General features: G+C 71.5%; 27 protein-coding genes and 1 tRNA gene. 15 read left to right on the top strand and 13 right to left on the bottom strand.

The features are described from left to right. Positions 1–10: 10 nt before the first annotated feature. Positions 11–1,039: a phosphotransferase family protein gene (locus tag ACYBSK_RS10265; RefSeq protein ID WP_460245860.1), complete on the bottom strand. Its 1,029-nt coding sequence runs from the start codon at positions 1,037–1,039 to the stop codon at positions 11–13. A gap of 184 nt (positions 1,040–1,223) precedes the next feature. Beyond that, the gene (locus tag ACYBSK_RS10270; RefSeq protein WP_460245861.1) at positions 1,224–1,520 is read right to left on the bottom strand and encodes a hypothetical protein; all 297 of its coding nucleotides are present in this window, start codon (positions 1,518–1,520) and stop codon (positions 1,224–1,226) included. A 90-nt stretch (positions 1,521–1,610) separates the two neighbouring features. Here ACYBSK_RS10270 and ACYBSK_RS10275 point away from each other — a divergent pair, with 90 nt between their 5' ends. Beyond that, positions 1,611–2,546, top strand: a complete 936-nt coding sequence (locus ACYBSK_RS10275; RefSeq protein WP_460245862.1) for an NADP-dependent oxidoreductase — start codon at positions 1,611–1,613, stop codon at positions 2,544–2,546. 19 nt (positions 2,547–2,565) lie between these two features. On the opposite strand, the gene ACYBSK_RS10280 is transcribed toward ACYBSK_RS10275, so the two are convergent. The 4 genes from ACYBSK_RS10280 to ACYBSK_RS10295 are packed head-to-tail and all read right to left on the bottom strand — an operon-like array spanning position 2,566 to position 4,740. After that, on the bottom strand, positions 2,566–2,892 hold the full coding sequence (locus ACYBSK_RS10280; protein ID WP_457476586.1) for a DUF202 domain-containing protein: 327 nt from the start codon (positions 2,890–2,892) through the stop codon (positions 2,566–2,568). Next, a complete protein-coding gene (locus tag ACYBSK_RS10285; protein ID WP_457476587.1) occupies positions 2,889–3,281 on the bottom strand; it encodes a YidH family protein in 393 nt (130 codons plus the stop codon). The genes ACYBSK_RS10280 and ACYBSK_RS10285 overlap by 4 nt, the downstream gene beginning before the upstream one ends. Positions 3,282–3,320: 39 nt before the next feature. Further along, on the bottom strand, positions 3,321–3,827 hold the full coding sequence (locus ACYBSK_RS10290) for an NUDIX hydrolase (RefSeq protein ID WP_460245863.1): 507 nt from the start codon (positions 3,825–3,827) through the stop codon (positions 3,321–3,323). A gap of 22 nt (positions 3,828–3,849) precedes the next feature. Beyond that, a complete protein-coding gene (locus ACYBSK_RS10295; protein ID WP_457476589.1) occupies positions 3,850–4,740 on the bottom strand; it encodes a DMT family transporter in 891 nt (296 codons plus the stop codon). Between the two features lie 241 nt (positions 4,741–4,981). On the opposite strand from ACYBSK_RS10295, the gene ACYBSK_RS10300 reads away from it, so the two are divergent. From ACYBSK_RS10300 to ACYBSK_RS10315, 4 genes are all read left to right on the top strand, one after another. After that, positions 4,982–5,950 (top strand): hypothetical protein, encoded by a 969-nt coding sequence (locus ACYBSK_RS10300; protein ID WP_457476590.1) that lies wholly within the window; start codon positions 4,982–4,984, stop codon positions 5,948–5,950. Positions 5,951–6,012: 62 nt separating this feature from the next. After that, complete coding sequence (locus tag ACYBSK_RS10305; protein ID WP_460245864.1) at positions 6,013–7,569, top strand: APC family permease; 1,557 nt, start codon at positions 6,013–6,015, stop codon at positions 7,567–7,569. Between the two features lie 157 nt (positions 7,570–7,726). Beyond that, positions 7,727–8,380 (top strand): molybdopterin-dependent oxidoreductase, encoded by a 654-nt coding sequence (locus ACYBSK_RS10310; protein ID WP_460246996.1) that lies wholly within the window; start codon positions 7,727–7,729, stop codon positions 8,378–8,380. Continuing rightward, positions 8,364–8,978, top strand: coding sequence for a cytochrome b/b6 domain-containing protein (locus ACYBSK_RS10315; protein ID WP_460245865.1), 615 nt, complete (start codon positions 8,364–8,366; stop codon positions 8,976–8,978). The genes ACYBSK_RS10310 and ACYBSK_RS10315 overlap by 17 nt, the downstream gene beginning before the upstream one ends. Before the next feature lie 79 nt (positions 8,979–9,057). Here the strand turns inward: ACYBSK_RS10315 and ACYBSK_RS10320 are convergent, their stop codons facing one another. Then, positions 9,058–10,464: a GntT/GntP/DsdX family permease gene (locus ACYBSK_RS10320; RefSeq protein ID WP_460245866.1), complete on the bottom strand. Its 1,407-nt coding sequence runs from the start codon at positions 10,462–10,464 to the stop codon at positions 9,058–9,060. A 47-nt stretch (positions 10,465–10,511) separates the two neighbouring features. Continuing rightward, a complete protein-coding gene (locus ACYBSK_RS10325; RefSeq protein ID WP_457476594.1) occupies positions 10,512–11,036 on the bottom strand; it encodes a gluconokinase in 525 nt (174 codons plus the stop codon). A 125-nt stretch (positions 11,037–11,161) separates the two neighbouring features. Between ACYBSK_RS10325 and ACYBSK_RS10330 the strand changes: the two genes are divergently transcribed. Then, complete coding sequence (locus ACYBSK_RS10330) at positions 11,162–11,863, top strand: FadR/GntR family transcriptional regulator (RefSeq protein ID WP_457476595.1); 702 nt, start codon at positions 11,162–11,164, stop codon at positions 11,861–11,863. A gap of 32 nt (positions 11,864–11,895) precedes the next feature. Here the strand turns inward: ACYBSK_RS10330 and ACYBSK_RS10335 are convergent, their stop codons facing one another. Together ACYBSK_RS10335 and ACYBSK_RS10340 are read right to left on the bottom strand one after the other, a co-directional pair. Beyond that, positions 11,896–12,273: a YchJ family protein gene (locus ACYBSK_RS10335; protein WP_460245867.1), complete on the bottom strand. Its 378-nt coding sequence runs from the start codon at positions 12,271–12,273 to the stop codon at positions 11,896–11,898. Positions 12,274–12,298: 25 nt separating this feature from the next. Continuing rightward, positions 12,299–13,216, bottom strand: coding sequence for a helix-turn-helix domain-containing protein (locus ACYBSK_RS10340; protein ID WP_460245868.1), 918 nt, complete (start codon positions 13,214–13,216; stop codon positions 12,299–12,301). 184 nt (positions 13,217–13,400) lie between these two features. On the opposite strand from ACYBSK_RS10340, the gene tkt reads away from it, so the two are divergent. From tkt to gnd, 6 genes are read left to right on the top strand one after another with little or no spacing between them, the layout of a single operon-like run. Next, positions 13,401–15,497, top strand: coding sequence for a transketolase (gene tkt / locus ACYBSK_RS10345; protein ID WP_460245869.1), 2,097 nt, complete (start codon positions 13,401–13,403; stop codon positions 15,495–15,497). 57 nt (positions 15,498–15,554) lie between these two features. Then, entirely contained in the window at positions 15,555–16,676 is a 1,122-nt protein-coding gene (tal, locus tag ACYBSK_RS10350; protein ID WP_460245870.1) for a transaldolase, read from the top strand. After that, positions 16,673–18,211, top strand: a complete 1,539-nt coding sequence (zwf, locus tag ACYBSK_RS10355) for a glucose-6-phosphate dehydrogenase (protein WP_457476600.1) — start codon at positions 16,673–16,675, stop codon at positions 18,209–18,211. The genes tal and zwf overlap by 4 nt, the downstream gene beginning before the upstream one ends. Continuing rightward, on the top strand, positions 18,208–19,155 hold the full coding sequence (gene opcA, locus ACYBSK_RS10360) for a glucose-6-phosphate dehydrogenase assembly protein OpcA (RefSeq protein WP_457476601.1): 948 nt from the start codon (positions 18,208–18,210) through the stop codon (positions 19,153–19,155). Before zwf ends, opcA begins: the two co-directional genes overlap by 4 nt. Beyond that, entirely contained in the window at positions 19,148–20,803 is a 1,656-nt protein-coding gene (pgi, locus tag ACYBSK_RS10365; protein WP_460245871.1) for a glucose-6-phosphate isomerase, read from the top strand. The genes opcA and pgi overlap by 8 nt, the downstream gene beginning before the upstream one ends. A 46-nt stretch (positions 20,804–20,849) precedes the next feature. After that, positions 20,850–21,728 carry a phosphogluconate dehydrogenase (NAD(+)-dependent, decarboxylating) gene (gene gnd, locus ACYBSK_RS10370; protein WP_457476603.1) on the top strand — a complete coding sequence of 293 codons (879 nt, stop codon included), beginning with the start codon at positions 20,850–20,852 and terminating at the stop codon, positions 21,726–21,728. Positions 21,729–21,923: 195 nt separating this feature from the next. Here the strand turns inward: gnd and ACYBSK_RS10375 are convergent, their stop codons facing one another. The 3 genes from ACYBSK_RS10375 to ACYBSK_RS10385 all read right to left on the bottom strand — a co-directional run bounded on the left by ACYBSK_RS10375 (position 21,924) and on the right by ACYBSK_RS10385 (position 23,468). After that, the gene (locus ACYBSK_RS10375) at positions 21,924–22,154 is read right to left on the bottom strand and encodes a hypothetical protein (RefSeq protein ID WP_460245872.1); all 231 of its coding nucleotides are present in this window, start codon (positions 22,152–22,154) and stop codon (positions 21,924–21,926) included. Positions 22,155–22,210: 56 nt separating this feature from the next. After that, on the bottom strand, positions 22,211–23,107 hold the full coding sequence (locus ACYBSK_RS10380; RefSeq protein WP_460245873.1) for a serine/threonine-protein kinase: 897 nt from the start codon (positions 23,105–23,107) through the stop codon (positions 22,211–22,213). A 276-nt stretch (positions 23,108–23,383) separates the two neighbouring features. Beyond that, positions 23,384–23,468 (bottom strand) — tRNA-Leu (locus ACYBSK_RS10385). 196 nt (positions 23,469–23,664) lie between these two features. Here ACYBSK_RS10385 and ACYBSK_RS10390 point away from each other — a divergent pair. The 3 genes from ACYBSK_RS10390 (at position 23,665) to ACYBSK_RS10400 (ending at position 26,239) form a co-directional block, all read left to right on the top strand. Next, positions 23,665–24,990 (top strand): M20/M25/M40 family metallo-hydrolase, encoded by a 1,326-nt coding sequence (locus tag ACYBSK_RS10390; protein WP_460245874.1) that lies wholly within the window; start codon positions 23,665–23,667, stop codon positions 24,988–24,990. Between the two features lie 153 nt (positions 24,991–25,143). Further along, a complete protein-coding gene (gene chpH / locus ACYBSK_RS10395; RefSeq protein WP_457476605.1) occupies positions 25,144–25,377 on the top strand; it encodes a chaplin ChpH in 234 nt (77 codons plus the stop codon). Between the two features lie 124 nt (positions 25,378–25,501). Continuing rightward, positions 25,502–26,239 (top strand): chaplin family protein, encoded by a 738-nt coding sequence (locus ACYBSK_RS10400; RefSeq protein WP_460245875.1) that lies wholly within the window; start codon positions 25,502–25,504, stop codon positions 26,237–26,239. The last annotated feature ends 10 nt before the right edge of the window (positions 26,240–26,249 follow it).

Consider the following 26,249-nt stretch of genomic DNA (forward strand, 5'->3'; position numbering starts at 1 on the left):
CGCGCGGGGCTCACCCCTCCTTGAGCGTGCGGAGCCCGTGGTCGATGAAGACCGGGACCAGCTCACCGATCCGGTCGAAGCCCGCCCCCACGGTCTGCCCCAGCGTGAAGCGGTAGTGGATCCCCTCCAGGATCACCGCGAGCTTGAACCACGCGAAGGCCGTGTACCAGGAGACCGCCGAGACATCGCGCCCCGACCGCTCCGCGTACCGCTCGATCAGCTCCGCGGGGGAGGGGTGTCCCGGCGCCGAGGAGGTCGTGGAGATGGGCGAGTTCGGCATGTCCAGCTTCGCGCTGTACATCGCGAGCAGCCCCACGTCCGTGAGCGGATCGCCGAGCGTCGACATCTCCCAGTCGAGGATCGCCTTGTTCCGGTCGACCCCGTCGGGATCCTGCCGTACGAGCACGTTGTCCAGCCGGTAGTCCCCGTGCACGATCGTCGCGGCCGGCGACGTCGGCAGCGCGCGCCCGAGCGCCGCCTGCAACTCGTCGATCCCGGCCAGCTCACGGTTGCGGGACGCGTCCAGCTGCTTGCCCCAGCGCCGCAGCTGCCGGTCGAGGAAGCCCTCCGGCCGCCCGAAGTCCCCGAGCCCCACGGCCGCGGGGTCCACCGCGTGCAGATCGACGAGCGTGTCCACGAGCCCGAGCACCGCGGCGCGCGTGCGCTCGGCGCCGAGCGGGGCGAGCTGGTCGGAGGTCCGGTACGGCGTGCCGTCCACGAACTCCATGACGTAGAACGGCGCCCCGATCACGTTTTCGTCCTCGCACAGCAGCACCGGCTCGGGCACCGGCACGTTCGTCGGGTGCAGCCCCGCGATCACCCGGTGCTCGCGCTTCATGTCGTGCGCGGTGGCGAGCACGTGCCCGAGCGGCGGCCTGCGCACCACCCACTTCGTGGCACCGTCGCTCACCTGGTACGTGAGGTTGGAGCGCCCACCCTCGATGAGCCGCCCGGACAGCGTCCCCGCCACCAGGCCGGGCCGCTCCCGGTCGAGGTGGGCGCGCAGCTGATCGAGGTCGAGGCCAGGGGGGTGACTCATCGCGGTCCTCCGAGAATCCGGGCAGTTTCCGGGCAACAGTGGCTGCCATCATGCCGACCAGTCGGTATGGCGTCCAGAGCCTCCCGGAAACGTGATCGTTCTTACGATGCGCCGCCGTGCCCCCAAGGGGAAGGGCCCGGCGACGGCCGCCGGGCCCCTCGCTCCCGCTCCCGCGCGCACGCGATCAGTGGTCGTCCCAGTGCCCTTCGTGCGCCGCGTGCCGGTGCCCGTCGTGGACGTAGTCGACATGGTCGCCGTGCGGGACCGCCTCGTGCCCGCAGTCCGCCCCGTGCTCGTGCGCGTGCCCCTCGTGCGCGACGTGCCCCGCCGGTTCGCACTCGTCCCAGTGCCCGCCGTGCTGGGCGTGCAGGTGCCCGTCGTGCGCGTAGTCGACGTGGTCCCCGTGCGGCACCTCCCGGTGGCCGCAGGCCGGGCCGTGCGTGTGCCCGTGGGCGGGGTGTTCCTGGTGGAGGGTGGTCATGACGCTCACCTTCGGTGGCCGACGGTCGGGCTGACCCTCCCAGGCTAGTCCGGAATGCCCCGCCTTTTCCGGTATGGAAGCGTCCCGTCCATGAAGGCGATCAGCTACCGCTCGTACGGCGGCCCCGAAGTCCTCGAGTACGGCGAGGTCCGCGACCCCAAGGTCGGGCCCGACTCGGTCCTGGTGAAGGTGCGCGCCGCCGCCGTCAACCCGGTGGACCGGCACTGCCGCGCCGGGCACCTGGACGCACTGCTCGACCCCGTCTTCCCGGTGGTCCCCGGCTGGGACGTGTCGGGCGTGGTGGTGCAGCCCGGCGTCGCCGTCACCGAGTTCGCGCCGGGCGACGAGGTCATCGGCTACGTACGCGAGGACTTCCTCTCCCGCGGCACCTTCGCCGAGTACGTGGCCGCGCCCGTGCGCACCCTCGCCCGCAAGCCCCGCAACCTCACCTTCGAGGAGGCCGCGGGCCTGCCGCTCGCCGGGCTCACCGCGTACCAGACGCTGACCCGGGGCCTGGAGGTCCGGGAGGGCGACGTCGTCCTGGTACACGCGGCCGCCGGCGGCGTCGGCTCGTTCGCCGTGCAGCTCGCCCGGCACTTCGGCGCCCGCGTCATCGGCACCGCCAGCGAGCGCAACCACGACTACGTACGGGAACTCGGCGGCGAACCGGTCACCTACGGGGACGGTCTCGCCGACCGGGTCCGGGCCCTGGCGCCGGAGGGCGTCGACGCGGCGTTCGACACGGTGGGCGGCGAGACGCTGCGGGTCTCCGCGGAGCTGCTTGCCCCCGGCGGGCGGCTCGCCTCCATCGCCGACGGCGACGTCGTCGGGCTCGGCGGCCGCTACTGCTGGGTCCGCCCCGACGCCGCCGACCTCACCCGCCTCTCCGAGCTGGCGGAGGCCGACGTGATCACGGTGCACGTCGACGAGGCGCTCCCGCTGGAGGAGGCGGCGCGCGCCCACGAACTGAGCGAGGCGGGCCGCACCCGCGGGAAAGTGGTGGTCACGGTCGACTGGGGCGAGTGACCCCGCGCCCTCACGCGCCTCACGTGATGAGCGCCGCCGCGCACAGCGTGATCGCCACCGTGCACAGCGCGGCGGCCGCCGCCTGCCTGCGCGTCATGACGGGCGGCGCGGCCTCGTCGCGGGCGAGGCCGGTGATCCGCTGGTGCGCGACCGCCACGAACCCCAGCCACAGCAGCAGGCACAGCGCCGTCGCCCCGAACCGCACCGCACCGGTGTCGCTCTGCACCGTCGCCTTCAGCGCGAGCACCGCGACGACCGTGCCCGACAGCGTCGTACGCCGCCACGCGAGCCGCGTCCGGGCGGGCTGGAGACCGGGGTCGCGCACGGCGCCGCCCGTCCCGCTCACCCCTCCCACCCCACGAACACGATGACGACCATGGCCACCGACACCAGCGCCACCACCACACCCAGCACCGCCGGGAACCGCGACACCGGCAGGTCCTCGCCGCGCCGCATCGCCAGCTCGCAGCGCACCCAGTGCCCCACGGCCCGCAGCGCGCACAGCGCGCCCGCCCCGAGCAGCGCCAGCGCGAGCCCGACGCGCCAGCCCCAGCGCAGGTCCGGCAGGAACTGGTCCACGGCGAAACCGCCACCGATCAGCGCGAGCGCCGTGCGCACCCAGGCCAGGAAGGTGCGCTCATTGGCGAGGGAGAACCGGTAGTCGGGGGTGTCGCCCTCGTCCCTGATCCGCTCCGGCGCGAACCAGAGACGGATACTGCGTACAAATTCGATCACCCGCGGCACATTACCCGTGGGTCTCCCGGCGCCCTGCGGTCAGCGGTGCGCCGTCCACCGCTCGTACGCGGCGAGCCCGTCGGGCGTCCAGTCCCACTCGCCGATCCGCCGCGCCAGCTCGTCCGGGCTCAGGAAGGCGTACCAGTCGATCTCCTCCGCCTGCGGACGCACCGGCAGGTCGAAGGTGACCTCGTACACGTACGACCACCAGGACTGCCCCGCGTCGCCCTCGTAGAGGAACTTGAACAGCGGGGTCGGCCGGGGCAGTCCGCTCACGCCCAGCTCCTCCTCCGCCTCCCGCAGCGCCGCCTCGTCGTACGACTCCCCGGCGCCGACGACCCCGCCGACGAACATGTCGTAGTGGGAGGGGAAGACGAGCTTGGTGGGGGTGCGGCGGTGCACGAAGACCTCGCCCGCCGGGTTCCTGGCGAGGATGAAGGCGCACCGGTGCCGCAGGTTCTTCGCGTAGGCCTCGCCGCGCGGCGCCTGCCCGACCACCCGGTCCTGCTCGTCGACGATGTCGAGGATCTCTTCAGCGGGGTTCATGCACCGCAGGCTAGACGGACCGCTACAGCGGAGCCTCCACCCGGTCCCGCCCGGTCGCCGCGGCCCCCGGCATCGCGGGATGCAGCCCGAGCAGTACGACCCCCACCACGATCCCGGCCAGCCCCACCGCCTCCCACGCCAGCGCCCCCGCGTCCATCCGCAGCCGGTCGCCCAGGAAGCCGACGCCGCAGGCGATCCCGGCCAGCGGCTGCGCCGCCGTCAGCGCGGGCAGCGACATCCGCAGCGGCGCCGTCTCGAACGCGCTCTGCACCAGCACGAGCCCCGTGACCCCGAGCGCCAGCACGGCGTACGGCTGCCAGCCGGAGAACAGTTCCGGCCATCCGCCGGCGGCGAACCGCTGACCGCTCACCCGCGTCAACGCGTCCTGCACCCCGTACAGCAGACCCGCCGCCACCGCGAGCAGCGCGGGGCCCGCGCTCAGCCGGGAACGCTTCGCGAGAGCCGCGAGGAACAGCGCCCCGCCGACCATCGCCCCGATGATCAGCCAGTGCCGCAGCGGATCCGTCACCGCGCTGCCGCCGCGCGGCTGACCGGCCACGATGAACGCGGTGACACCGCCCGCGAGCAGCAGCAGCCCCGCCCAGCCCTGCCGGCCGAGCGGCTGCCGCGTCTGGCGGCGGGAGAGCAGCAGCGCGAACAGCAGATTCGTCGCCAGCAGCGGTTCGACGAGCGTCACCTCGCCCTGGCCGAGCGCTATGGCGCCGAGCACCATGCCGCACACCATCAGGCCGATCCCGCCGAGCCAGCGCGGCACCCGCATCAGGTCCAACAGCAGCCGGGGCGAGAGGAAGTCACCGAGCGGGGCGCGCACCGCCGCGTTCTGCTGGAGGACGAAACCGGTGCCCAGACAGAACGCCGCGCTCACGGAGAGAACGAGGACGACAACCGACACCCTGACGACGATAGCGGCCCGTGCGACGCCCCGCGCGCGAGCGGCCGCCCCCGTTCCCCGCATGGCCGAACTCACCTGGTTGTTCGGCAAGTTGGTGACGTGCGTCACCGCCCGGCCTTGACGCGGAAGGCGTCGGGCCGGTTTGCTGTCGGTGATCATTGCCCGCCCCATCCACCTCATCCGCCTCTCTCGTACACCTTCCTCTCACCCACATCTGAAAAGTCGTAAGGACCCCGCCGCGGTGACCCCACCTCCGCCTCCGCTCGGGCGCCCCCGCAAGAAGCCCGCGCACTCCTTCGACCCCGCGCTCGACGACACCGAACTCGGCACGGCCCGCACCGCCCTCGCCCAGGGCCGCTGGACCGCCGCCCGCGCCCTGCTGGCCGCCACCGGCGCCGACTGGGATCTGCGCGGCCATCGCGTCATGGGCCTCGCGGCCGAACCCACGGCCCGCGCCTGGGCCCGTGACTGGCTGCTCGCCGAACCCGACTCCGCCGACGCCGCCGTGCTGCTCGCCTGCGCGGGGGTGCTGCGCGCCGTCGCCGGCCGCGGCCGCCCCGACCGCGTGCGCGCGGCCTGCGACGAGGCCGCGGAACTCGTGCCCGACGATCCGACGCCCTGGCTCGGACGGCTGCTCCTGGAACGGGAGTTGGGCCTCGAAGAGGACGTCGTGCGGCTCTTCGACGAGGTGCGGCTGCGCCACCCCGGCCACCACCACGCCCACCACCTGATGGTCGCGCGGCTCGCCGAGCGGCGCGCCGACGTCGGCCAGGACCCGCTGCACGAGGTCTACGACTTCGCGTCCTGGGCGGCCGAACAGGCCCCGCCCGACTCGCCGTTGGCGCTGCTCCCCGTCGTCGCGCACGCCGAGCGCTACCGGGTGCTCGCGCGGGCGGGCGTGCTGCCGGACGACGCCAGACTGTCGGGCCACTGGTCGGGACGGCGCGCCCGGCTCGTCCTCAAGGCCGCGTTCGACTGGTGGCTGGAGTGGGGCGGCACCCGCGAACGGCCCGGCGCCACCCACCCGCGCGGCCGCATCGACCTCAACTACCTCGCGCACGCGAAGTACTGCGAGGGCCGCCCCGCCGAAGCGGCCGCCCTGTTCCACCGCATCGGCCGGCACAGCACCCCGCACCCCTGGTCGTACCCCGACCGGGACGCGCACGAAGCGTTCCGGGCCGCGCGCGCCGCCGCGCTCGGCTCGGCATGACCCCCGACCAGCCGCACCCCTCACCCCCTCACCCCCTCACTTCACGAAGGGACCACCCCGCCATGAGCGCGAGCGAGAGATCACCCGAGGCGACCGGCGCGGCCGACCCGGCCATCCACACCTACCTCGGCGAGGCGAGCGCGCTGCGCGCCGGGCGGCTCGGCACGGCCGGGCTGCTGCTGTCCGTGCTCGCCGCGACCGGCCCGCTGCTCGTCGTCGCGGGCGTGATGCCGACGACGTTCGCAGTGATGGGAGTGGTCGGCCAGCCGCTCCTCTTCCTCCTCCTCGGCGTCGTGCTCGCCCTCTTCAGCGTCGGCTACGCCGAGTTGAGCCGCCACGTGCACAACGCGGGCGCCTTCTACGCGTACATCGCCCGCGGCCTCGGCCCGACCGCGGGCGCCGCGGCGGCCTTCGTCGCGCTCGTCGCCTACAGCGTGCTCCAGGTCGGTATCTTCGGCCTGTTCGGTTACGAGGTCGCGGGCCTCGCCGAGCAGTATCTGAATCTCGAACTCGCCTGGTGGATACCGGCGTTGCTGGCGGTCCTCGCCGTCGCCGCGCTCGGCCTGCTGAAGATCGACGTGAACGCGAAGGTGCTCGGCGTGCTGCTGCTCATCGAGGTGGCCGTCGTGGTCGTCTTCGACATCGCGGCCCTCGGCGACCCCGGCCCCCAGGGCCTGTCCCTGCACGCCTTCAACCCCGAGACGCTCTCCGGCGTCGGCCTCGGCACGGCCCTGTGCTTCTGCATCGCCGCGTTCACCGGCTTCGAGCAGGCCCCGGTGTACGCGGAGGAGACCAGCAGGCCGCACGTCCTCGTCCCGCGCGTGATGTTCCTCGCGGTCGGCGGCGTCGCCCTGTTCTTCGCGTTCAGCTCCTGGGCGATGACGGTGGCGACGGGGCCCTCCGGCATCGTCGGCGCGGCCCGCGAGCAGTCGGCGGGCCTCCTGTTCGGCCTCACCGAGGACCGGCTCGGCGGCGCGTTCACCGACGTCGTCCACGTCCTGTTCGTGACGGGCATGTTCGCGGCGCTGCTCAGCTTCCACAACGTGGTCGCGCGGTACGCGTTCGCGATGGGCCGCGAGGGACTGCTGCCCGCCGCGTTCGGCCGCACGAACAGGGTGAGCGGGGCGCCGGGCACGGGCTCCCTGCTCCAGTCGGCGATCTCGCTCGTGGCCGTCATCGGCTTCGCCCTCGCCGACGACGGCCCGTTCGGCGACCCCACGGCGCCGGTCCTGCACCTGTTCACGTGGGGCGGCAACGTGGGCGCGCTCGGCGTCATCCTCCTCATGGCCACGGCGTCCCTCGCCGTCATCGTCTTCTTCGCCCGCCGCGGCTCGGCGCGCGCCCAGGCGCGGCGGCTCACGGCCTCCGCCGTGGCGGGCCTGGCCCTCCTGGTGATCGCCTTCTACACGGTCAAGGACTTCCACGTCCTGGTCGGCTCGGGCCCCGACTCCGCCCTCAACTGGGTCCTCCCCGGCGTCATCGCCCTGGCGGCCCTGGCCGGCGCCGCCCACGGCCGCCACCTCCACGCGAAGAACCCCCGGGCACACGCCCGCATCGGCCTGGGCAACGAGGCCTTCCAACTGAACAAGCGGGCCATTTCGAGCCCCTCCGGCGATTGAGGAGCGGGGTCCGGGGCGGAGCCCCGTGGCGTGGGCACAAGGTGACGAAACGCTGACGTCGACCGCGATCCCCTGGCCAGAACCCCCGGGGGGCTGCTCGAATCAAACGGTGACACCGAACAACGGCACCCCGGTGGGCCGCCGCATCATCCTGGGCATGCTGGGCGCTGGCACGCTCACCGTGGCCGCGGCCCCCGCACTCCAACGCGCCATCGAGTCCGTCGCGGCGAAGGACCCCACCGGCCTCACGGGCGCACTCCCGGGCGGCGGCGGCTTCCGCTACTACTCGGTCACCGCCTCCGTCCCCCGCAGGACCACCGAGACGTACCGCCTCACGGTGGACGGCCTGGTCGACCACCCGACCACGTACACGCTCCCCGAGCTGCGGGCGCTGCCCCAGACCAGACTCGTGCGCGACGTCCAGTGCGTCACGGGCTGGCGGGTGCCGGGCACGCCCTTCGAAGGCGTCAGGCTCTCGCGGATCCTGGACGCCGCCGGAGTGCGCCCCACCGCCCGAGCCATCCGTCTGACCTGCTTCGACGGCGCGTACACCGAGAGCCTCACCCTGCAACAGGCGCGTCGCGCCGACGTCCTGGTGGCGCTGCGCATGCAGGACAAGGACATCGGCCACGAGCACGGCGGCCCGGCGCGCCTCTACGTGGCGCCCATGTACTTCTACAAATCGGCCAAGTGGCTCTCCGGCATCACCGTCACCGACGACGTGCGGCCCGGGTACTGGGAGGAGCGCGGCTACGACATCGACGCCTGGGTCGGCCGCTCGAACGGACGCGACGATGAACCCACCGTCTGAACTCCCGGCGGCCGTACGCCGATTCACGCCCGCCGAACGCTGGGTGCACCGCGCCACCGCCGCCCTCATGGGCCTGTGCGTCGCGACGGCCGCCTGTCTCTATCTCTCTCCGCTCGCCCAACTCGTCGGCCGCCGCGCCCTCGTGGTGACGGTCCACGAGTGGTCGGGCCTGCTGCTGCCCGCCCCGTACCTGGTGGGTCTCGCCTCGCGTGCGTTCCGCGCCGACCTGAGCCGCCTGAACCGGTTCGACCCGCACGACAGGGCATGGCTCGGCGCCGCCCTGCGCCGGCGCCCCGGCCCCCGCCCCGCGGGCAAGTTCAACGGCGGGCAGAAGGTGTGGGCGAACTGGCTCGCCGGAGCCGTCCTGGTGATGCTCGGCACGGGCCTGACCCTGTGGTTCCCGCAGCTCGCCCCGCTCGCGGTGCGCACCGGCAGCACCTTCGTGCACGACTGGCTGGCGCTGGCCCTCGGTGTCGTGCTCGCCGGGCACATCGGCATGGCGGTCGCCGACCCCGAGGCGCGCAAGGGCCTGCGTACGGGCTTCGTTGACCGGGCCTGGGCGGCGCGGGAGCACGGCGAGTGGCTGGACGCTCCCTGACGCGTGCGGCCCACGGCCACGACGAGGGCGCCCCACCGGCAGGTGGGGCGCCCTCGTGGACGGTGTACCGGGAAGGTCGTCAGAGCACCAGGGACAGCAGCAGCACCAAGGCGCCCGCGACCACGGAGATGATGGTCTCCATGACCGACCAGGTCTTCACGGTCTGGCCGACGCTGAGCCCGAAGTACTCCTTGACGAGCCAGAAACCGGCGTCGTTGACGTGACTGAAGAACAGCGAACCCGCGCCGATCGCGAGGACCAGCAGCGCCGTGTGCGCATCGGTCATGTCGGCCGCGAGGGGCGCGACGAGACCCGCCGCGGACACCGTGGCGACCGTCGCCGAGCCCGTGGCGAGACGGATGACGACCGCGATCAGCCACGCCAGCAGCAGCGTCGGCAGCCCCCAGTCCTTGGAGATCTCCAGCACCATCTGCCCGACGCCCGAGTCGATCAGCGTCTGCTTGAAGCCACCGCCGGCACCGACGATGAGCAGCACACCCGCGATCGGGGCGAGCGACTTCTCGGTGGTCTCCTGGAGCCGGCCCTTGGTGAAGCCGGCCGGACGGCCGAGGGTGAACATGCCGACGATCACGGCCACGAGGAGCGCGGTCAGCGGGTTGCCGATGACGTCGAAGACACGCTGAACCGTGGTCTCCGGGTCGTCCACGATGATGTCGACCAGCGCCTTGGCCAGCATCATCACGACGGGCAGCAGGATGGTCACCACCGCGGCGCCGAAGCTGGGCCGCTTCTCCAGGTCGTCGGAGGCACGGGCCGGGATCATCTTCTCCGGCGCGGGCACGTCGACCCACTTCGCGGCGTACCGCGAGAAGACCGGACCGGCGATGATCACGGTCGGGATCGCGACGAGGAGGCCGAGCGCGAGCGTGATGCCGAGGTTGGCGTCCACCGCGTCGATCGCGACGAGCGGGCCGGGGTGCGGCGGGATCAGGCCGTGCATGACGGACAGACCGGCGAGGGCCGGGATGCCGATCCGCATCAACGAGTAGTTGCCGCGCTTGGCGACCATCAGGACGACGGGGATCAGCAGGACGATGCCGACCTCGAAGAAGAGCGGAAGGCCGATCACGGCCGCGATGAGCACCATGGCCCACGGCATCGCCTTGCCACCGGACTTGCCGGCCTTGGCGAGGATCGTGTCGACGATCTGGTCGGCGCCGCCGGAGTCGGCGAGCAGCTTGCCGAGGATCGCGCCGAGCGCGATCAGGACGCCGACACCGGCGACGGTGTCACCGAGGCCGCCGGAGAAGCTGGTGATCACCTTGTCGAGCGGCGCCCCGGCGAACGCGCCGAGCGCGAGCGAGCCGATGGTCAGCGCCAGGAAGGCGTGCAGCTTGAACTTGGTGATGAGCAGGACGATGACGGCGATGCCCGCGAGCACGGCGATCCCGAGCTGGGCATGGCCCGCGGACGTGATCGGCTCGACGGTGTCCGCTGCCAGCATCTCGACGCTGAGTCTGGTCACGGTCTTATCCCTTGTACGAGTGGGGGGAGTGGGGCAGGTGTGCGGGGCTAGCTGTTCGCGAGGGGGGAGTCGAGCTCGGCCAGGGCCTGGACTGCCCGGTCCGCGATCTCCTCGGGGGACCCCGCGACGTCGACGGCCACGCCCGCCTCGTCCGCCGCGAGCGGCTGGAGCGTGGCGAACTGGGAGTCGAGCAGCGAGGTGGGCATGAAGTGCCCCTCGCGATGCCCCATCCGGTCGGCGATCAGTTCGCGCGAGCCGGTGAGGTGGACGAAGACCGCGTCGGGAGCCTCGGCTCGCAGCCGGTCGCGGTAACTGCGCTTGAGCGCGGAGCTGGAGACCACCCCGCCGAGTCCTGCCCGGCCGTGTGCCCAGCGGCCGATGGCGTCGAGCCAGGGCCAGCGGTCCTCGTCCGTCAGGGGGGTGCCGGCCGTCATCTTCTCGATGTTGGCCTCGGGGTGGAAGTCGTCGCCCTCGGCGTAGGGAACGCCGAGCCGCTCGGCGAGCAGGGGACCGATCGTGGTCTTGCCGGTTCCTGCGACGCCCATCACCACGACGACGTGGGGGTTGCTCATCGGGTACTGCCTCGCTGTCTTCGTCGACATCGCTGTGTCACCACACTGAAACCCAATAGGTCAGATTAATTCAAGGGGGTGTGACATATAAGTCAGACCATTGGGGTCGGGGCTAGGGTTGTCCCATGACCACAGAGGGCCGGGGCCTGCACGCCCGAGTACTGGACAGCCTCGGCCCCGCGATCACTGCGGGCGAGTACCCGGCGGGCAGCGTGTTGCGCACGGACGAGCTCGCGCAGACGTACGAGGTCTCGCGTTCGGTCATGCGGGAAGCGGTCCGGGTGCTGGAGTCGATGCACCTCGTGGCCTCGCGCCGCCGCGTCGGCGTGACGGTGCGGCCCGCCGAGGAGTGGAACGTCTACGACCCGCAGGTCATCCGCTGGCGCCTCGCGGGCGCCGACCGCCCGCGTCAACTGCGCTCCCTCACGGTCCTTCGCTCGGCGGTCGAGCCGGTGGCCGCGGGTCTCGCGGCGCGCAACGCGGACGCCCGCCAGTGCGCGGCGCTGACCGAGTGCGCGCTCGGCATGGTGGCGACGTCACGGGGCCAGCAGCTGGAGGCCTACCTCCGCCACGACGTCGAGTTCCACCGCATCGTCCTCAACGCGTCGGGCAACGAGATGTTCGCGCACCTCGGCGACCTGGTGGCCGAGGTCCTGGCGGGCCGCACCCACCACCAGGTCATGTTCGAGGACCCGGACCCGGCGGCGGTCACCCTCCACGTCCAGGTGGCGGAGGCGGTACGGGAGCGGGACGCGGACCGCGCGGAGGAACTCACCCGCGAGATCGCGGTGGGCGCCCTCCACGAGTTGGACATCCTGGCGCCCTGAACATCCCTGCGGCCAAAGGGACTTGAGTCCGCCTACTCGATGAACTCCCCGTCGACGTACACCCACGCCCCGGCCACCCGCGAGAACCGGCTGCGCTCGTGCAGCGTGCCGCCCGCGTAGTGCGCGCGGAAGGTGACGGTGCCCCGCTGGTGGAACGCCGACCCGTCGACGGCCTCCACGATCTCCAGCCCCGTCCACCGCGGAGAATCCGCGAAGTCGATGCCGGGCGGCCGGGTGTCCGGGTGCCAGGTCCGCAGCAGGTACGGCCCGTCCTGCCGCACGAACGCGGCGTACCGGGACCGCATCAGGGCTTCGGCGGTGGGGGCGGCGGCGCCGGAGTGGTAGCGCCCGCAGCAGTCCTCGTACGAGGCGGGGAGCCCGCAGGGGCAGGCGGGGGAGGTGCGTGACATGGGCTCATTGTGCCAACAGGGTGGATCACGCCTGCTCCGCCCTGAACCCCGCGGGCGACACCCCCACGTGCTGCTGGAAGAACTTCGAGAAGTTGGCCGAGTCCGCGAAGCCGACCGCCACCCCGATCCGCCCCACGGGCAACTCCGTGTGCGCCAGCATCCGCTTCGCCTCCAGGACCACCCGCCGGTCGATGAACGCCTTCGGGGTGAGGCCCGTCGCGGCGCGCACCGCGCGGACCAGCGTGCGCCGCGAGTAGCCGAGTTCGTCGGCGTACGCGCTGACGCTGTGGTTGGTCGTGAAGCCCTGCTCGACCGCCGTGCGGAACCGGGTGAAGGTGGTGTCCTGCTGCGGCGTGCCGTCGTCCTCCGCCGCGGCCTGCGTCGACACGTGCGCCACCCGCAGCATCAGCGCCGTCAGGGTGTGCCGCAGCACCGCGGTGTGCAGGCTCAGCGGCAGCGTCGACGTGTCCAGGTACTCGCGGCGCAACTGCTCCAACGAGGCTTCCAGCGCGGCGAGTTGTGCCGCCTCGGGGTGCAGCAGCGGCGGCCGGTCGTAGCGGTAGAGCCCGGTCGCCTCCACGATGGCCCGCGGCAGGAACCCCGGCTGCATCGTCAGCGCCGTTCCCACGTACGCGTCCCGTGTGGAGAAGCCGTGCACCTGCCCCGGCCGGATCCACAGCACGTCCCCGGCCCCCACCTCGTACTCCGTGAAGTCGATCATGTGGCGGACCGGGCCCGCCCGGAAGAACAGCAGGACGTGGAAGTCGATGCGGTGCACGCGCCGCGACAGGCCGACGCCGCCCGCCCACGGACCCTCCGAACCCATCGGTCCGACCTGGATCCCGACGCCCGAAAGGCTCGCGCTGGGGTCGAACGGATACGTGCGGATGTGCGCCCCCGATCCCAGATGTGCGCTCGTCTGTGAGGGGTCCTGCTCCGTCATCCACTGTCCTTGGCTCGGCCCGGTGTGCGTGTCCCATTTTCACCGAACGCTGGCACGGGGGCACCTGTCGAGCGAAAAGTATGACCTTTACATTCGTAGGTGGTTCGACCTGGGACTTTGGTCCCGGTCGAGCGGTGCCTTTGGGCACCTCGGCAGGACAACGGATGCGAAGGAAGCTGTACAGATGAGCACGCAGACACCGGACGGACTCGACCCCTTCGAGAACCCCTTCGAGTGGACCGAAAGCGACCAGCGTGCCGTCGACACCGCGCGCCTCCTGGCGGCGGACGCCGTGCAGAAGGTCGGCAACGGTCACCCGGGCACCGCCATGAGCCTCGCCCCGGCCGCGTACACGATCTTCCAGAAGGCCATGCGGCACGACCCGGCCGACCCGGAGTGGACCGGCCGCGACCGCTTCGTCCTCTCGCCCGGCCACACCAGCCTCACCCTCTACACCCAGCTCTTCCTCTCCGGCTACGAGCTGGAGCTCGACGACCTGAAGGCGTTCCGCACGCAGGGTTCGAAGACGCCGGGCCACCCCGAGTACGGCCACACCGCCGGTGTCGAGACCACCACCGGCCCGCTCGGCCAGGGTGTCGCCAACGCCGTGGGCATGGCCATGGCCGCCCGCTACGAGCGCGGCCTGTTCGACCCCGAGGCCCCCGAGGGCACCAGCCCCTTCGACCACACCATCTGGGCGATCGTCTCCGACGGCGACCTGGAGGAGGGCGTCTCCGCCGAGGCCAGCTCCCTCGCCGGCCACCAGAAGCTCGGCAACCTCGTCTTCGTCTACGACGACAACCACATCTCCATCGAGGGCGACACCGCGACCGCGTTCTCCGAGGACGTGCTGAAGCGCTACGAGTCCTACGGCTGGCACGTGCAGCGCATCGAGCCCACCGAGAGCGGCGACGTCGACCCGAAGGCCCTGTACGAGGCGCTTGCCGCCGCGAAGGCCGTCACCGACAAGCCCTCCATCATCGCGATGCGCACGATCATCGCCTGGCCCGCCCCGACCGCGCAGAACACCGAGGCCTCCCACGGCTCGGCGCTCGGCGCCGAGGAGGTCGCCGCCACGAAGAAGGTCCTCGGCTTCGACCCCGAGCAGTCCTTCATCGTCGAGGACGAGGTCATCGCCCACACGCACAAGGCCCTCGACCGCGGCGCCGAGGCGCACGCCGCCTGGGACAAGAAGCTCGCCGAGTGGCGCGGCGCCAACCCCGAGCGCTCCGCGACCCTCGACCGCGTGCTCGCCGGCCGTCTCCCCGAGGGCTGGGAGGACGCCCTGCCGTCCTTCGAGACCGGCACCAAGATCGCCACGCGCGCCGCGTCCGGCAAGGTCCTCCAGGCGCTCGGCCCGGTCGTCCCCGAGCTGTGGGGCGGCTCCGCCGACCTCGCCGGCTCGAACAACACCACCATCGACAAGACGTCGTCCTTCCTCCCGAAGGGCAACCCGCTCCCGGAGGCCGACCCGTACGGCCGCACCGTCCACTTCGGCATCCGCGAGTTCTCGATGGCCGCCGAGATGAACGGCATCGCGCTGCACGGCAACACCCGCATCTACGGCGGCACCTTCCTGGTGTTCTCCGACTACATGCGCAACGCCGTCCGCATGTCGGCCCTCATGCAGCTCCCGGTCACCTACGTGTGGACCCACGACTCCATCGGCCTCGGTGAGGACGGCCCGACCCACCAGCCCGTCGAGCACCTCGCCGCGCTGCGCGCCATCCCCGGCCTGAACATCGTCCGCCCGGCCGACGCCAACGAGACCGCCATCGCCTGGCGCGAGATCCTCAAGCGCGGCAGCGAGAAGCCGGCCCCGCACGGCCTGGCCCTCTCCCGCCAGGGCCTGCCGACCTACGAGGCCAACGAGGACGCTGCCAAGGGCGGTTACGTCCTCGCCGAGGCCTCCAAGGAGACCCCGGACGTCGTCCTCATCGCCACCGGCTCCGAGGTCGAGGTCGCCGTCGCCGCCCGCGAGCAGCTGGAGGCCGAGGGCGTCGCCACCCGCGTCGTGTCGATGCCGTCCGTCGAGTGGTTCGAGGAGCAGGAGCAGTCCTACAAGGACGCCGTCCTGCCGCCGTCGGTGAAGGCCCGCGTGGCGGTCGAGGCCGGCATCGGCCTGACCTGGTACCGCTACGTCGGTGACGCCGGCCGCATCGTCTCCCTGGAGCACTTCGGCGCCTCCGCCGACGCCGGCACCCTCTTCGCCGAGTTCGGCTTCACCGCCGAGAACGTCGCCGCGAAGGCCAAGGAGTCCCTCGCCGCCGCCCGCGCCTGACCTCCACGTAAGCAAGTACGCGTCAGCAAGTACGTACGAAAGAAGATGAAGCAGAACATGAGCAACGCCGTCGCACCCCTCAAGTCGTTGTCCGACGAAGGCGTTTCCATCTGGCTGGACGACCTGTCCCGCACCCGCATCGAGTCCGGCAACCTCGCCGAGCTCATCGCGGACAGCCACGTCGTGGGCGTCACGACGAACCCCTCGATCTTCCAGGCCGCCATCGGCAAGGGCGAGGGCTACGAGGAGCAGCTCGCCGACCTGGCCGTCCGCAAGGTCACCGTCGACGAGGCCGTGCGCATGATGACCACGCAGGACGTGCGCGCCGCCGCCGACATCCTGCGCCCGGTGTACGACGCCACGAACGGCCGGGACGGCCGCGTCTCCATCGAGGTCGACCCGCGCCTGGCCCACAACACCGAGGCCACCATCGCCGAGGCCAAGCAGCTCGCCTGGCTCGTCGACCGCCCCAACGTGATGATCAAGATCCCGGCGACCCTCGCGGGCCTCCCGGCGATCACCGAGGTCATCGGCCTCGGCATCTCCGTCAACGTCACGCTGATCTTCTCCCTGGAGCGCTACCAGGCCGTCATGGACGCCTACCTGGCCGGTCTGGAGAAGGCCCACGAGCGCGGCCTCGACCTCTCCGAGATCCACTCGGTCGCCTCGTTCTTCGTCTCGCGCGTCGACGCCGAGATCGACAAGCGCCTCGACAAGATCGGCACCGACGAGGCCGCCTCGGCGAAGGGCAAGGCCGCCCTCGCCAACGCCCGTCTCGCCTACGAGGCGTACGAGCAGGTCTTCGCCACCGAGCGCGCCACCACGCTGGAGGCCGCAGGCGCCAACAAGCAGCGCCCCCTGTGGGCCTCCACCGGCGTCAAGGACCCCGCGTACAAGGACACCCTGTACGTCGACGAGCTGGTCGCCCCCGGCACCGTCAACACCATGCCCGAGGGCACCCTGAAGGCCACCGGCGACCACGGCGAGATCACCGGCGACACCATCACCGGCCGCTACGAGCAGGCCCGCGCCGAGCTGGGGGCTGTCGACGCGCTCGGCATCTCGCTCGCCGAGGTCACCCAGCAGCTCGAGGACGAGGCCGTCGCCAAGTTCGAGATCGCCTGGAACGACCTGCTCGCCACCGTCTCCTCCCGCCTGACGGAGGCTGAGGCCAAGTGAGCGTCACCGCTCAGGACTGGCAGAACCCGCTGAGGGACCCCCGCGACCGCCGCCTCCCGCGCGTCGCGGGCCCCTCCGGGCTCGTCATCTTCGGCGTCACCGGCGACCTGTCCCGCAAGAAGCTGATGCCGGCCGTCTACGACCTCGCCAACCGCGGCCTGCTGCCGCCGGGCTTCTCGCTCCTCGGCTTCGCCCGCCGCGAGTGGGAGGACCAGGACTTCGCGCAGGTCGTCCACGACTCCGTCAAGGAGCACGCCCGCACCCCCTTCCGCGAGGAGGTCTGGCAGCAGCTCGCCGACGGCATGCGCTTCATCCCCGGCGACTTCGACGACGACACCGCGTTCTCGCAACTGCGCAGCGCCGTCGACGAACTCGACGAGAAGCGCGGCACCAGCGGCAACTACGCGTTCTACCTCTCCGTACCGCCGAAGTTCTTCCCCAAGGTCGTCCAGCAGCTCAAGAAGCACGGCCTCGCCGACGCCCCCGAGGGCTCCTGGCGACGCGCCGTCATCGAGAAGCCGTTCGGCCACGACAGCGAGTCGGCCCGCGAGCTGAACCGCATCGTGCACGACGTGTTCTCGCCCGAGCAGGTCTTCCGCATCGACCACTACCTCGGCAAGGAGACCGTCCAGAACATCCTGGCGCTCCGCTTCGCCAACCAGATGTACGAACCCATCTGGAACCGGTCCTACGTCGACCACGTGCAGATCACGATGGCCGAGGACATCGGCATCGGCGGCCGCGCCGGCTACTACGACGGCATCGGCGCCGCCCGCGACGTCATCCAGAACCACCTGCTCCAGCTCCTCGCCCTCACGGCGATGGAGGAGCCGGCCGCGTTCGACGCCGAGTCGCTGGTCAACGAGAAGCTCAAGGTCCTCAAGTCCGTACGCCTCCCCGCCGACCTGGAGAAGTCCACGGTCCGCGCGCAGTACGCGGCCGGCTGGCAGGGCGGCGAGAAGGTCCGCGGCTACCTCCAGGAAGACGGCATCGACCCCAAGTCGAAGACCGACACCTACGCCGCCGTGAAGCTGGAGATCGACAACCGCCGCTGGGCGGGCGTCCCGTTCTACCTGCGCACCGGCAAGCGCCTCGGCCGCCGCGTCACCGAGATCGCCGTCGTCTTCCAGCGCGCCCCGCACTCGCCCTTCGACTCCACCGCCACGGAGGAACTCGGCCAGAACGCCGTGGTCATCCGCGTGCAGCCGGACGAAGGCATGACGGTGCGCTTCGGATCCAAGGTGCCGGGTACGTCGATGGAGATCCGCGACGTGTCCATGGACTTCGCCTACGGCGAGTCGTTCACCGAGTCCAGCCCGGAAGCGTACGAGCGGCTGATCCTGGACGTGCTGCTGGGCGACGCCAACCTCTTCCCGCGCACGGAGGAGGTCGAGGAGTCCTGGCGCATCCTCGACCCCGTCGAGACGCACTGGGACGAGGTCGGCAGGCCCGCCCAGTACGCCTCGGGCAGCTGGGGCCCGAGGGAAGCGGACGAGATGCTCGCACGAGACGGACGGAGCTGGCGCAGGCCATGAGGATCGACCTGACCGACACCACGGCAAGCAAGATCAACAAGGCGCTCGTCGAAGGGCGCCGGGCCATCGGGACGCCCGCCGTGGGCATGGTCCTGACGATGGTCATCGTCACGGACGAGGAGAACGCCTACGACGCGACGAAGGCCGCCCAGGAGGCGTCCCGCGAGCACCCCTCGCGCACCCTCGTCGTCATCCGGCGCACCAAGCGGCTGCCCCGCGACCGCCACGGCAACCGGCTCGACGCCGAGGTCCGGGTCGGCTCCGAGGCCGGCACCGGCGAGACCGTGATCCTGCGCCTGTACGGCGAGACCGGCCAGCACGCCGACTCCGTCGTCCTGCCGCTGCTGCTGCCCGACGCCCCGGTCGTCGTGTGGTGGCCGGTGGACGCCCCGGAGAACCCCGCCAAGGACCCGCTCGGCGCGCTCGCCCAGCGCCGCATCACCGACGCGTACGCCGTCGAGGACCCGGTCGCGGCCCTCGCCCAGCGCTCCACGTCCTACGCCCCCGGTGACACCGACCTCGCCTGGACCCGCCTCACGCCGTGGCGCTCCATGCTGGCCGCCGCCCTCGACCAGGCCCGCGCCGACATCGTCTCCGCGGCCGTCGAGTCCGAGGCCGACAACCCCAGCGCCGAACTGCTCGCCCGCTGGCTCGGCGCCCGCCTCGGCGTCCAGGTCGAGCGCGTGACGACCGAAGGACCGGTGGTCACCGCGGTCCGCCTCGGCACGGCGAACGGCGAGATCCGCATCGACCGCCCCGAAGGACCGCTCGCCAAGCTGACCCTGCCGGGCCAGCCCGAGCGCACCCTCGCCCTCAAGGTCCGCTCCACCGCCGAGCTGATCGCGGAGGAACTGCGCCGGCTCGACGCCGACGAGATGTACGCCGTGGCCCTGCAGGCGGCCGTCCCCGGCAAAGTCACCAAGGAGTCCGTTCAACATGCCTGACAGCACCCCCCTCCTCACCCGGCGCCCGCAGTGGACCGCCCTGGAGGACCACCGCGCCAAGTTCAACGGCACGCACCTGCGCGAGCTGTTCGCGAAGGACCCGGCCCGCGCCGAGCGCTACACCGTGGCCGTCGGTGACCTGCACATCGACTACTCCAAGCACCTGATCACGGACGAGACCCTCGCCCTGCTCCAGGAACTCGCCACCGCCACCGACGTGTTCGGGCAGCGCGACGCCATGTTCCGCGGCGAGAAGATCAACACGACCGAGGACCGCGCCGTGCTGCACACCGCGCTGCGCGCCCCGGCCGACGCCGTGATCGAGGTCGACGGCGAGAACGTCGTGCCCAAGGTGCACGCCGTCCTCGACACGATGGCCGTCTTCGCCGACAGGATCCGCTCCGGCGAGTGGACCGGCCACACCGGCAAGCGCATCAAGAACGTCGTCAACGTCGGCATCGGCGGCTCGGACCTCGGCCCGGCGATGGCGTACGAGGCCCTGCGCCCGTTCACCGCCCGCGACCTGACGTTCCGCTTCGTCTCCAACGTCGACGGCGCCGACCTGCACGAGGCCGTCCGCGACCTCGACCCGGCCGAGACGCTGTTCATCATCGCGTCGAAGACCTTCACGACGATCGAGACGATCACCAACGCCAAGGCGGCGCGCTCCTGGCTCCTCGACGGGCTCGGCGGCGACGACACGGCGGTCGCGAAGCACTTCGTCGCCCTGTCGACCAACGCCGAGAAGGTCTCCGAGTTCGGCATCGACACGGCCAACATGTTCGAGTTCTGGGACTGGGTCGGCGGCCGCTACTCCTTCGACTCGGCCATCGGCCTCTCGCTGATGATCGCGATCGGCCCGGACCACTTCCGCGAGCTGCTCGACGGCTTCCGCCTGGTCGACGACCACTTCCGCACCGCCCCGGCGGAGGCCAACGCGCCGCTGCTGCTCGGCCTGCTCGGCATCTGGTACGGCAACTTCCACGGCGCGCAGTCGCACGCGGTGCTCCCGTACAGCCACTACCTGTCCAAGTTCACGGCGTACCTCCAGCAGCTCGACATGGAGTCCAACGGCAAGTCCGTGGACCGCCAGGGCCGCGGCGTCGAGTGGCAGACCGGCCCGGTCGTCTGGGGCACCCCCGGCACCAACGGCCAGCACGCCTACTACCAGCTCATCCACCAGGGCACGAAGCTGATCCCGGCGGACCTCATCGGCTTCGCGAACCCGGTCGACGAGCTGTCCGACACCCTCGCGGGCCAGCACGACCTGCTGATGGCCAACCTGTTCGCGCAGGGCCAGGCCCTCGCCTTCGGCAAGACGCCGGACGAGGTGCGCGCCGAAGGCGTGGCGGAGGACCTGGTCCCGCACAAGACGTTCAAGGGCAACCACCCGACGACGACGATCCTCGCGAAGGAACTCACCCCGTCGGTCCTCGGCCAGCTCATCGCCCTCTACGAGCAGAAGGTCTTCGTCCAGGGCGCCGTCTGGAACATCGACTCCTTCGACCAGTGGGGCGTCGAACTGGGCAAGGTCCTCGCCAAGCGCGTGGAGCCGGCCCTGACCGAAGGCGCGGAGGTCCCCGGCCTCGACGCGTCGACGCAGTCCCTGGTCAGCACGTACCGCGCGCTGCGCGGCCGCAACGCGTAATCCGTCACCCGTCACCCGTAACTCGTACGGAAAGTAGTGAACTGAAATGCAGCTCGGTCTCATCGGTCTCGGCAAGATGGGCGGCAACATGCGCGAGCGCATCCGCCGCGCGGGCCACGAGGTCATCGGCTACGACCGCAACCCCGAGGTCTCGGACGTTGCCTCCCTCGCCGAACTCGTCGAGAAGCTCGAAGGCCCGCGCGTGGTCTGGGTGATGGTGCCGGCCGGCGCCGCCACCCAGTCGACCGTCGACGAGCTCGGCGGCCTGCTCTCCGAGGGCGACATCGTCGTCGACGGCGGCAACTCCCGCTGGACGGACGACGAGAAGCACGCCGAGGAGCTCGCCGCCAAGGGCATCGGCTTCGTCGACGCGGGCGTCTCCGGCGGCGTGTGGGGCCTGGAGAACGGCTACGCGCTCATGGTCGGCGGCTCCGAGGAGAACGTCGCGAAGGTCAAGCCCGTCTTCGACGCCCTCAAGCCCGAGGGCGACTTCGGCTACGTCCACGCGGGCAAGGTCGGCGCGGGCCACTTCTCCAAGATGGTCCACAACGGCATCGAGTACGCCATGATGCAGGCCTACGCCGAGGGCTGGGAGCTCCTGGAGAAGGTCGACTCCGTGGACAACGTCCGCGAGGTCTTCCGCTCCTGGCAGGAGGGCACGGTCATCCGCTCCTGGCTGCTCGACCTCGCCGTCAACGCGCTCGACGAGGACACCCACCTCGACAAGCTCCGCGGTTTCGCGGCGGACTCCGGCGAGGGCCGCTGGACCGTGGAAGCGGCCATCGACAACGCCGTCCCGCTCCCCGCGATCACGGCCTCCCTCTTCGCCCGCTTCTCCTCCCGCCAGGAGGACTCGCCCCAGATGAAGATGATCGCGGCCCTCCGCAACCAGTTCGGCGGCCACGCGGTCGAATCGGCCAAGTAACAACCCCACCTCGCCCGGGGGGGGCAATTCAAGCCCCTCCGGGCCGACGCTCACAAGCCGGTGCGGGCAATTGAAGCCCCTCCGGCGATTGAGGAGCGGGGTCCGGGGCGGAGCCCCGAGGCGCACACCAACCGTGGCCCTCACCAGGACGTCCTGGTGAGGGCCACGGTTGGTGTGCGCCCGGGACGGAACCCGCTACCGCCCCCCGCCCCGCCACACCTTCACGTCCAACGTCACATCCTTCCCCTCCGTCTTCCCCCGCAACGTCAACAACCCCACGTCCCCCGAACCACCCGACGCCGACCCCGGCGCCAGTACCGCCCCGTCGCGGTACACGGCATACGTGAGGTCCTCGTTCGACTGCCCGTCGTCCGCCCGCGGCCGCAGCGGATCGTCCGACAGACCCAGATCGTGCCGATCCGTCATCACGATCCCCGCGCACGTGGACCGAACCGGCGACGCCGACGCCGACGCCGACCGCGTCACCTCGGAACGACCCGTGGCCGCGGGCCCGGCCGCCCGCGCATCACCCGAACCCCCACTCGGCACCAGCCACAACGTCGCCCCCGCCCCGCACGCGACGAGCGCCACCCCGACCGCCGCGAGCAGCCACCCACGCCCCCGCTTGCGCACCGGCTCCGCACCCACGGCCGCGGTCTCGGCCCCCACGACGCCGGACCCGCCCGACGCGGGGGACACCTGAACCTGCTGACCACCCCCGACTCCTGACCGCCGGCGACCCGCGGCGGCGGCGTCGTCGCGCGCCCCGTCGGCTCCGCCCCGGCCACCCGCGCCCCCTCGGCGCGCGCCGCGATCCCCTCGGCCACCTCCCCGGGCAGCCACGCGTCCGTCACCGGCCCCGCCCCACCGGGCTGCGCCTCACGGATCACCCGAACCGAATCGATGACCTCCCGCACCGTCGGCCGGTCCTCGGGGGCCCTGCTGAGACAGCCGGCTATCAGCTCCCGCAGCGGGGCCGGGACCCCGGACAGGTCCGGCTCCTCGTGCACGACCCGGTAGAGCACCGCATGCGGGTCGCCCTCCCCGTACGCCGTGCCACCGGTCGCGGCGAACAACGCCGTCTGGCCGAGCGCGAACACGTCCGCGGACCCGCTCGACGAGCCACCGAGCACCTGCTCGGGGGCCATGTACGCGACCGTGCCCACGGCCGCCCCGCTGCGCGTCACGGACGTCGCGTCCGCGGCCCGCGCCACCCCGAAGTCGATGACCCGCGGACCGTCGGAGGCCAGCAGCACGTTCGACGGCTTCAGGTCGCGGTGCACGATCCCGGCGTCGTGCACCGCCTGCAACGCCTCGGCGATCCCGGCCGTCATCCGCAGCACCGTGTCCACGGGCAACGGCCCGTGCTCGCGCACCACGGCACCGGGCTCTCCGTGTCGCTGTCGACGACCGGCGCCGTGTACAGCCCGTGCACCTTCCCGGCCGCGGCCACCTCCGTACGGAATCTGCGGCGGAACTCGGGATCCTCGGCGAGCTCGGGTCTGATCACCTTCACCGCGACGGCGCGCGCACACGTAGCGCTGCATCCCCAGGTTGCGTCGAGGGGCCATTGCATCACGTGACGTACGGCACCTCGTCGGGCGGTGTGCCGGGGCAACGCAAAAGACCCCAGAAGCATCTGGGGTCTTTCTCTGTGTCCGAGGGGGGACTTGAACCCCCACGCCCGATAAAGGGCACTAGCACCTCAAGCTAGCGCGTCTGCCATTCCGCCACCCGGACAAGGTGTCTGCCGCCTGTGTGCGGGGTGTTTCCCGCGGCGACACAGAGAACATTACCAGGGATTCGGGGGTGCCCGATCGCACCCCCCGCCTGCGGCCCCGCCCTGTGAACAGCACGTGACGACGGGCGCCCCGTCTTGGGCGCGGCCACCCGTGGAGAGAGGATGAGAGGCATCCACAGCAAGAGAGGAACCAGCGTGAGCGAGCCGAGCACGGGCAGGGCGATCTCCGGGCAGGACGAGGTCGTCGACCTCTGCCGCGAACTGATCCAGATCGACACCAGCAACTACGGCGACCACTCAGGGCCGGGCGAGCGCAAGGCCGCCGAGTGGACGGCGGAGAAGCTCGCCGAGGTCGGCCTCGAACCGAAGATCTTCGAGTCCCACCCCGGCCGCGCCTCCACGGTCGCCCGCATCGAGGGCGAGGACCCTTCGCGGCCCGCCCTCCTCATCCACGGCCACACCGACGTCGTCCCCGCCAACGCGGCGGACTGGACGCACCACCCGTTCTCCGGCGAGATCGCCGATGGCTGCGTCTGGGGCCGCGGCGCCGTCGACATGAAGGACATGGACGCGATGACCCTGGCGGTCGTCCGCGACCGGCTGCGCACCGGGCGCAAGCCCCCGCGCGACATCGTCCTCGCCTTCCTCGCCGACGAGGAGGCCGGCGGCGTGTTCGGCGCCCGCCACCTGGTGCGCAACCATCCCGACCTGTTCGAGGGCGTCACCGAGGCGATCAGCGAGGTCGGCGGCTTCTCCTTCACCGTGAACGAGCAGCGCAGGCTCTACCTCGTGGAGACCGCCGAGAAGGGCATGCACTGGATGAAGCTGACCGTGGCCGGCACCGCCGGGCACGGTTCGATGATCCACCGGGACAACGCGATCACCGAGCTGTCCGAGGCCGTCGGCCGCCTCGGCCGCCACCGGTTCCCGGTCCGCGTCACCAAGACGACGCGCGCCTTCCTCGACGAACTCGGCGACGCGCTCGGCACCGAGCTCGACCCGGAGAACATGGAGGAGACGATCGCCAAGCTCGGCGGCATCGCCAAGCTGATCGGCGCCACCCTCTCCAACACCGCGAACCCCACGCAGCTGGGCGCCGGTTACAAGGTCAACGTGATCCCCGGCGAGGCCACCGCCCACGTCGACGGCCGCTTCCTGCCCGGACACGAGGACGAGTTCCTCGCCGACCTCGACCGGATCCTCGGCCCGAGGGTCAGGCGCGAGGACGTGCACGCAGACAAGGCCGTCGAGACCACCTTCGACGGGGCGATCGTCGAGGCGATGAAGACCTCGATCGAGGCCGAGGACCCGATCGGCAAGGCCATCCCGTACATGCTCTCCGGCGGCACCGACGCCAAGTCCTTCGTGGAGCTCGGCATCCGCAACTTCGGCTTCGCGCCGCTCCAGCTGCCGCCCGAGCTGGACTTCGCCGGAATGTTCCACGGTGTCGACGAGCGGGTGCCGGTGGACGGCCTCAAGTTCGGTGTGCGGGTCCTGGACCGCTTCATCGACGCGTCCTGACCGCGTCAACACCGTGTACGGCCGGAATCGTCCGCACGTGCGCACTTGACCGGAAAGAGTGAAAGGAACCACCCGCTCGTAGCCCCCTCACTTTCTCCTCGTTACAGGTGATGCAGTCCGCGGCTGGGACTGCATTGCCAACTAGGAGGAATAATGATCAAGAAGGTCGTCGCTGCTGCGGCCGCCACCGGTGGTCTGGTTCTCGCGGGTGCGGGTCTGGCCGTCGCCGACTCCGGCGCGCAGGGTGCTGCCACGCAGTCCCCGGGCGTCGTTTCGGGCAACGTCATTCAGGCGCCGATTCACGTCCCGGTGAACGTGTGCGGCAACACGGTCTCCGTGATCGGGCTGCTGAACCCCGCCTTCGGCAACACCTGCGTCAACGACTGACGTTGCTGTGCCTCACCCCTTGAGGGTTTGAGCCCCCGGCCCCGGAGTGCGCGCCATGCACTCCGGGGCCGACGGGTTGCGCAAGGTTCCAGGGCAACATTTACAAGGCAAGGCAGGGAATCCTATGCGACAGGTCATGCGCAAGGGCCTGATCACCGTGGCAGCCGCGTCCGGCGTACTCGCCGTGACCGGCGGCTACGCGCACGCGGACTCCGGCGCGGACGGCAGCTCGTCGGACTCACCGGGCGTGCTGTCCGGCAACTCCGTCGAGGCACCCGTGGACGTACCGGTCAACGTCTGCGGCAACACCGTCAACGTCGTCGGACTGCTCAACCCCGCTTCGGGCAACGGATGCGACTCCGGTTCGGACGACGACGGCGGGTATGCCGACGACGGCTACGGCGCGGAGGCGTCCGGCGGCACCAGCGACTCGCCGGGCGTCGGCTCCGGCAACCATGTGTCGGTTCCGGTGAACGTGCCGGTGAACGTCTGCGGCAACTCCGTCGGCCTCGGTTCGATCGGCAACGCCGTCACCGGCAACGGCTGCTCGGAGGAGGGCGGCGGTGGCGGCACCACCACGCCGCCGGGCACCGACCAGCCGTCGGACCCGCACAGCCCGCCCACGCGCGGCGGAGAGCACCAGCCCGGTGACCCCTCGCAGCCGAGCGGCCCCCGCGCGGGCTCGCCCAACGAGCCGGGGACGCAGATCGTCGCCATGCCCGAGGGCAAGTCCCAGCTCGCCGAGACCGGCGAACTCGCGGAGACCGGCAACTCGGTGCCGCTCGGTGCGGCACTCCCGCTCGCCGGGGGCGCGCTGCTCGCGGGCGCGCTGCTGTACCGGCGGGCGAACGCGGCGGCGTGACGTCAGCGGT

It is taken from the genome of Streptomyces sp. BYX5S (assembly GCF_054724165.1).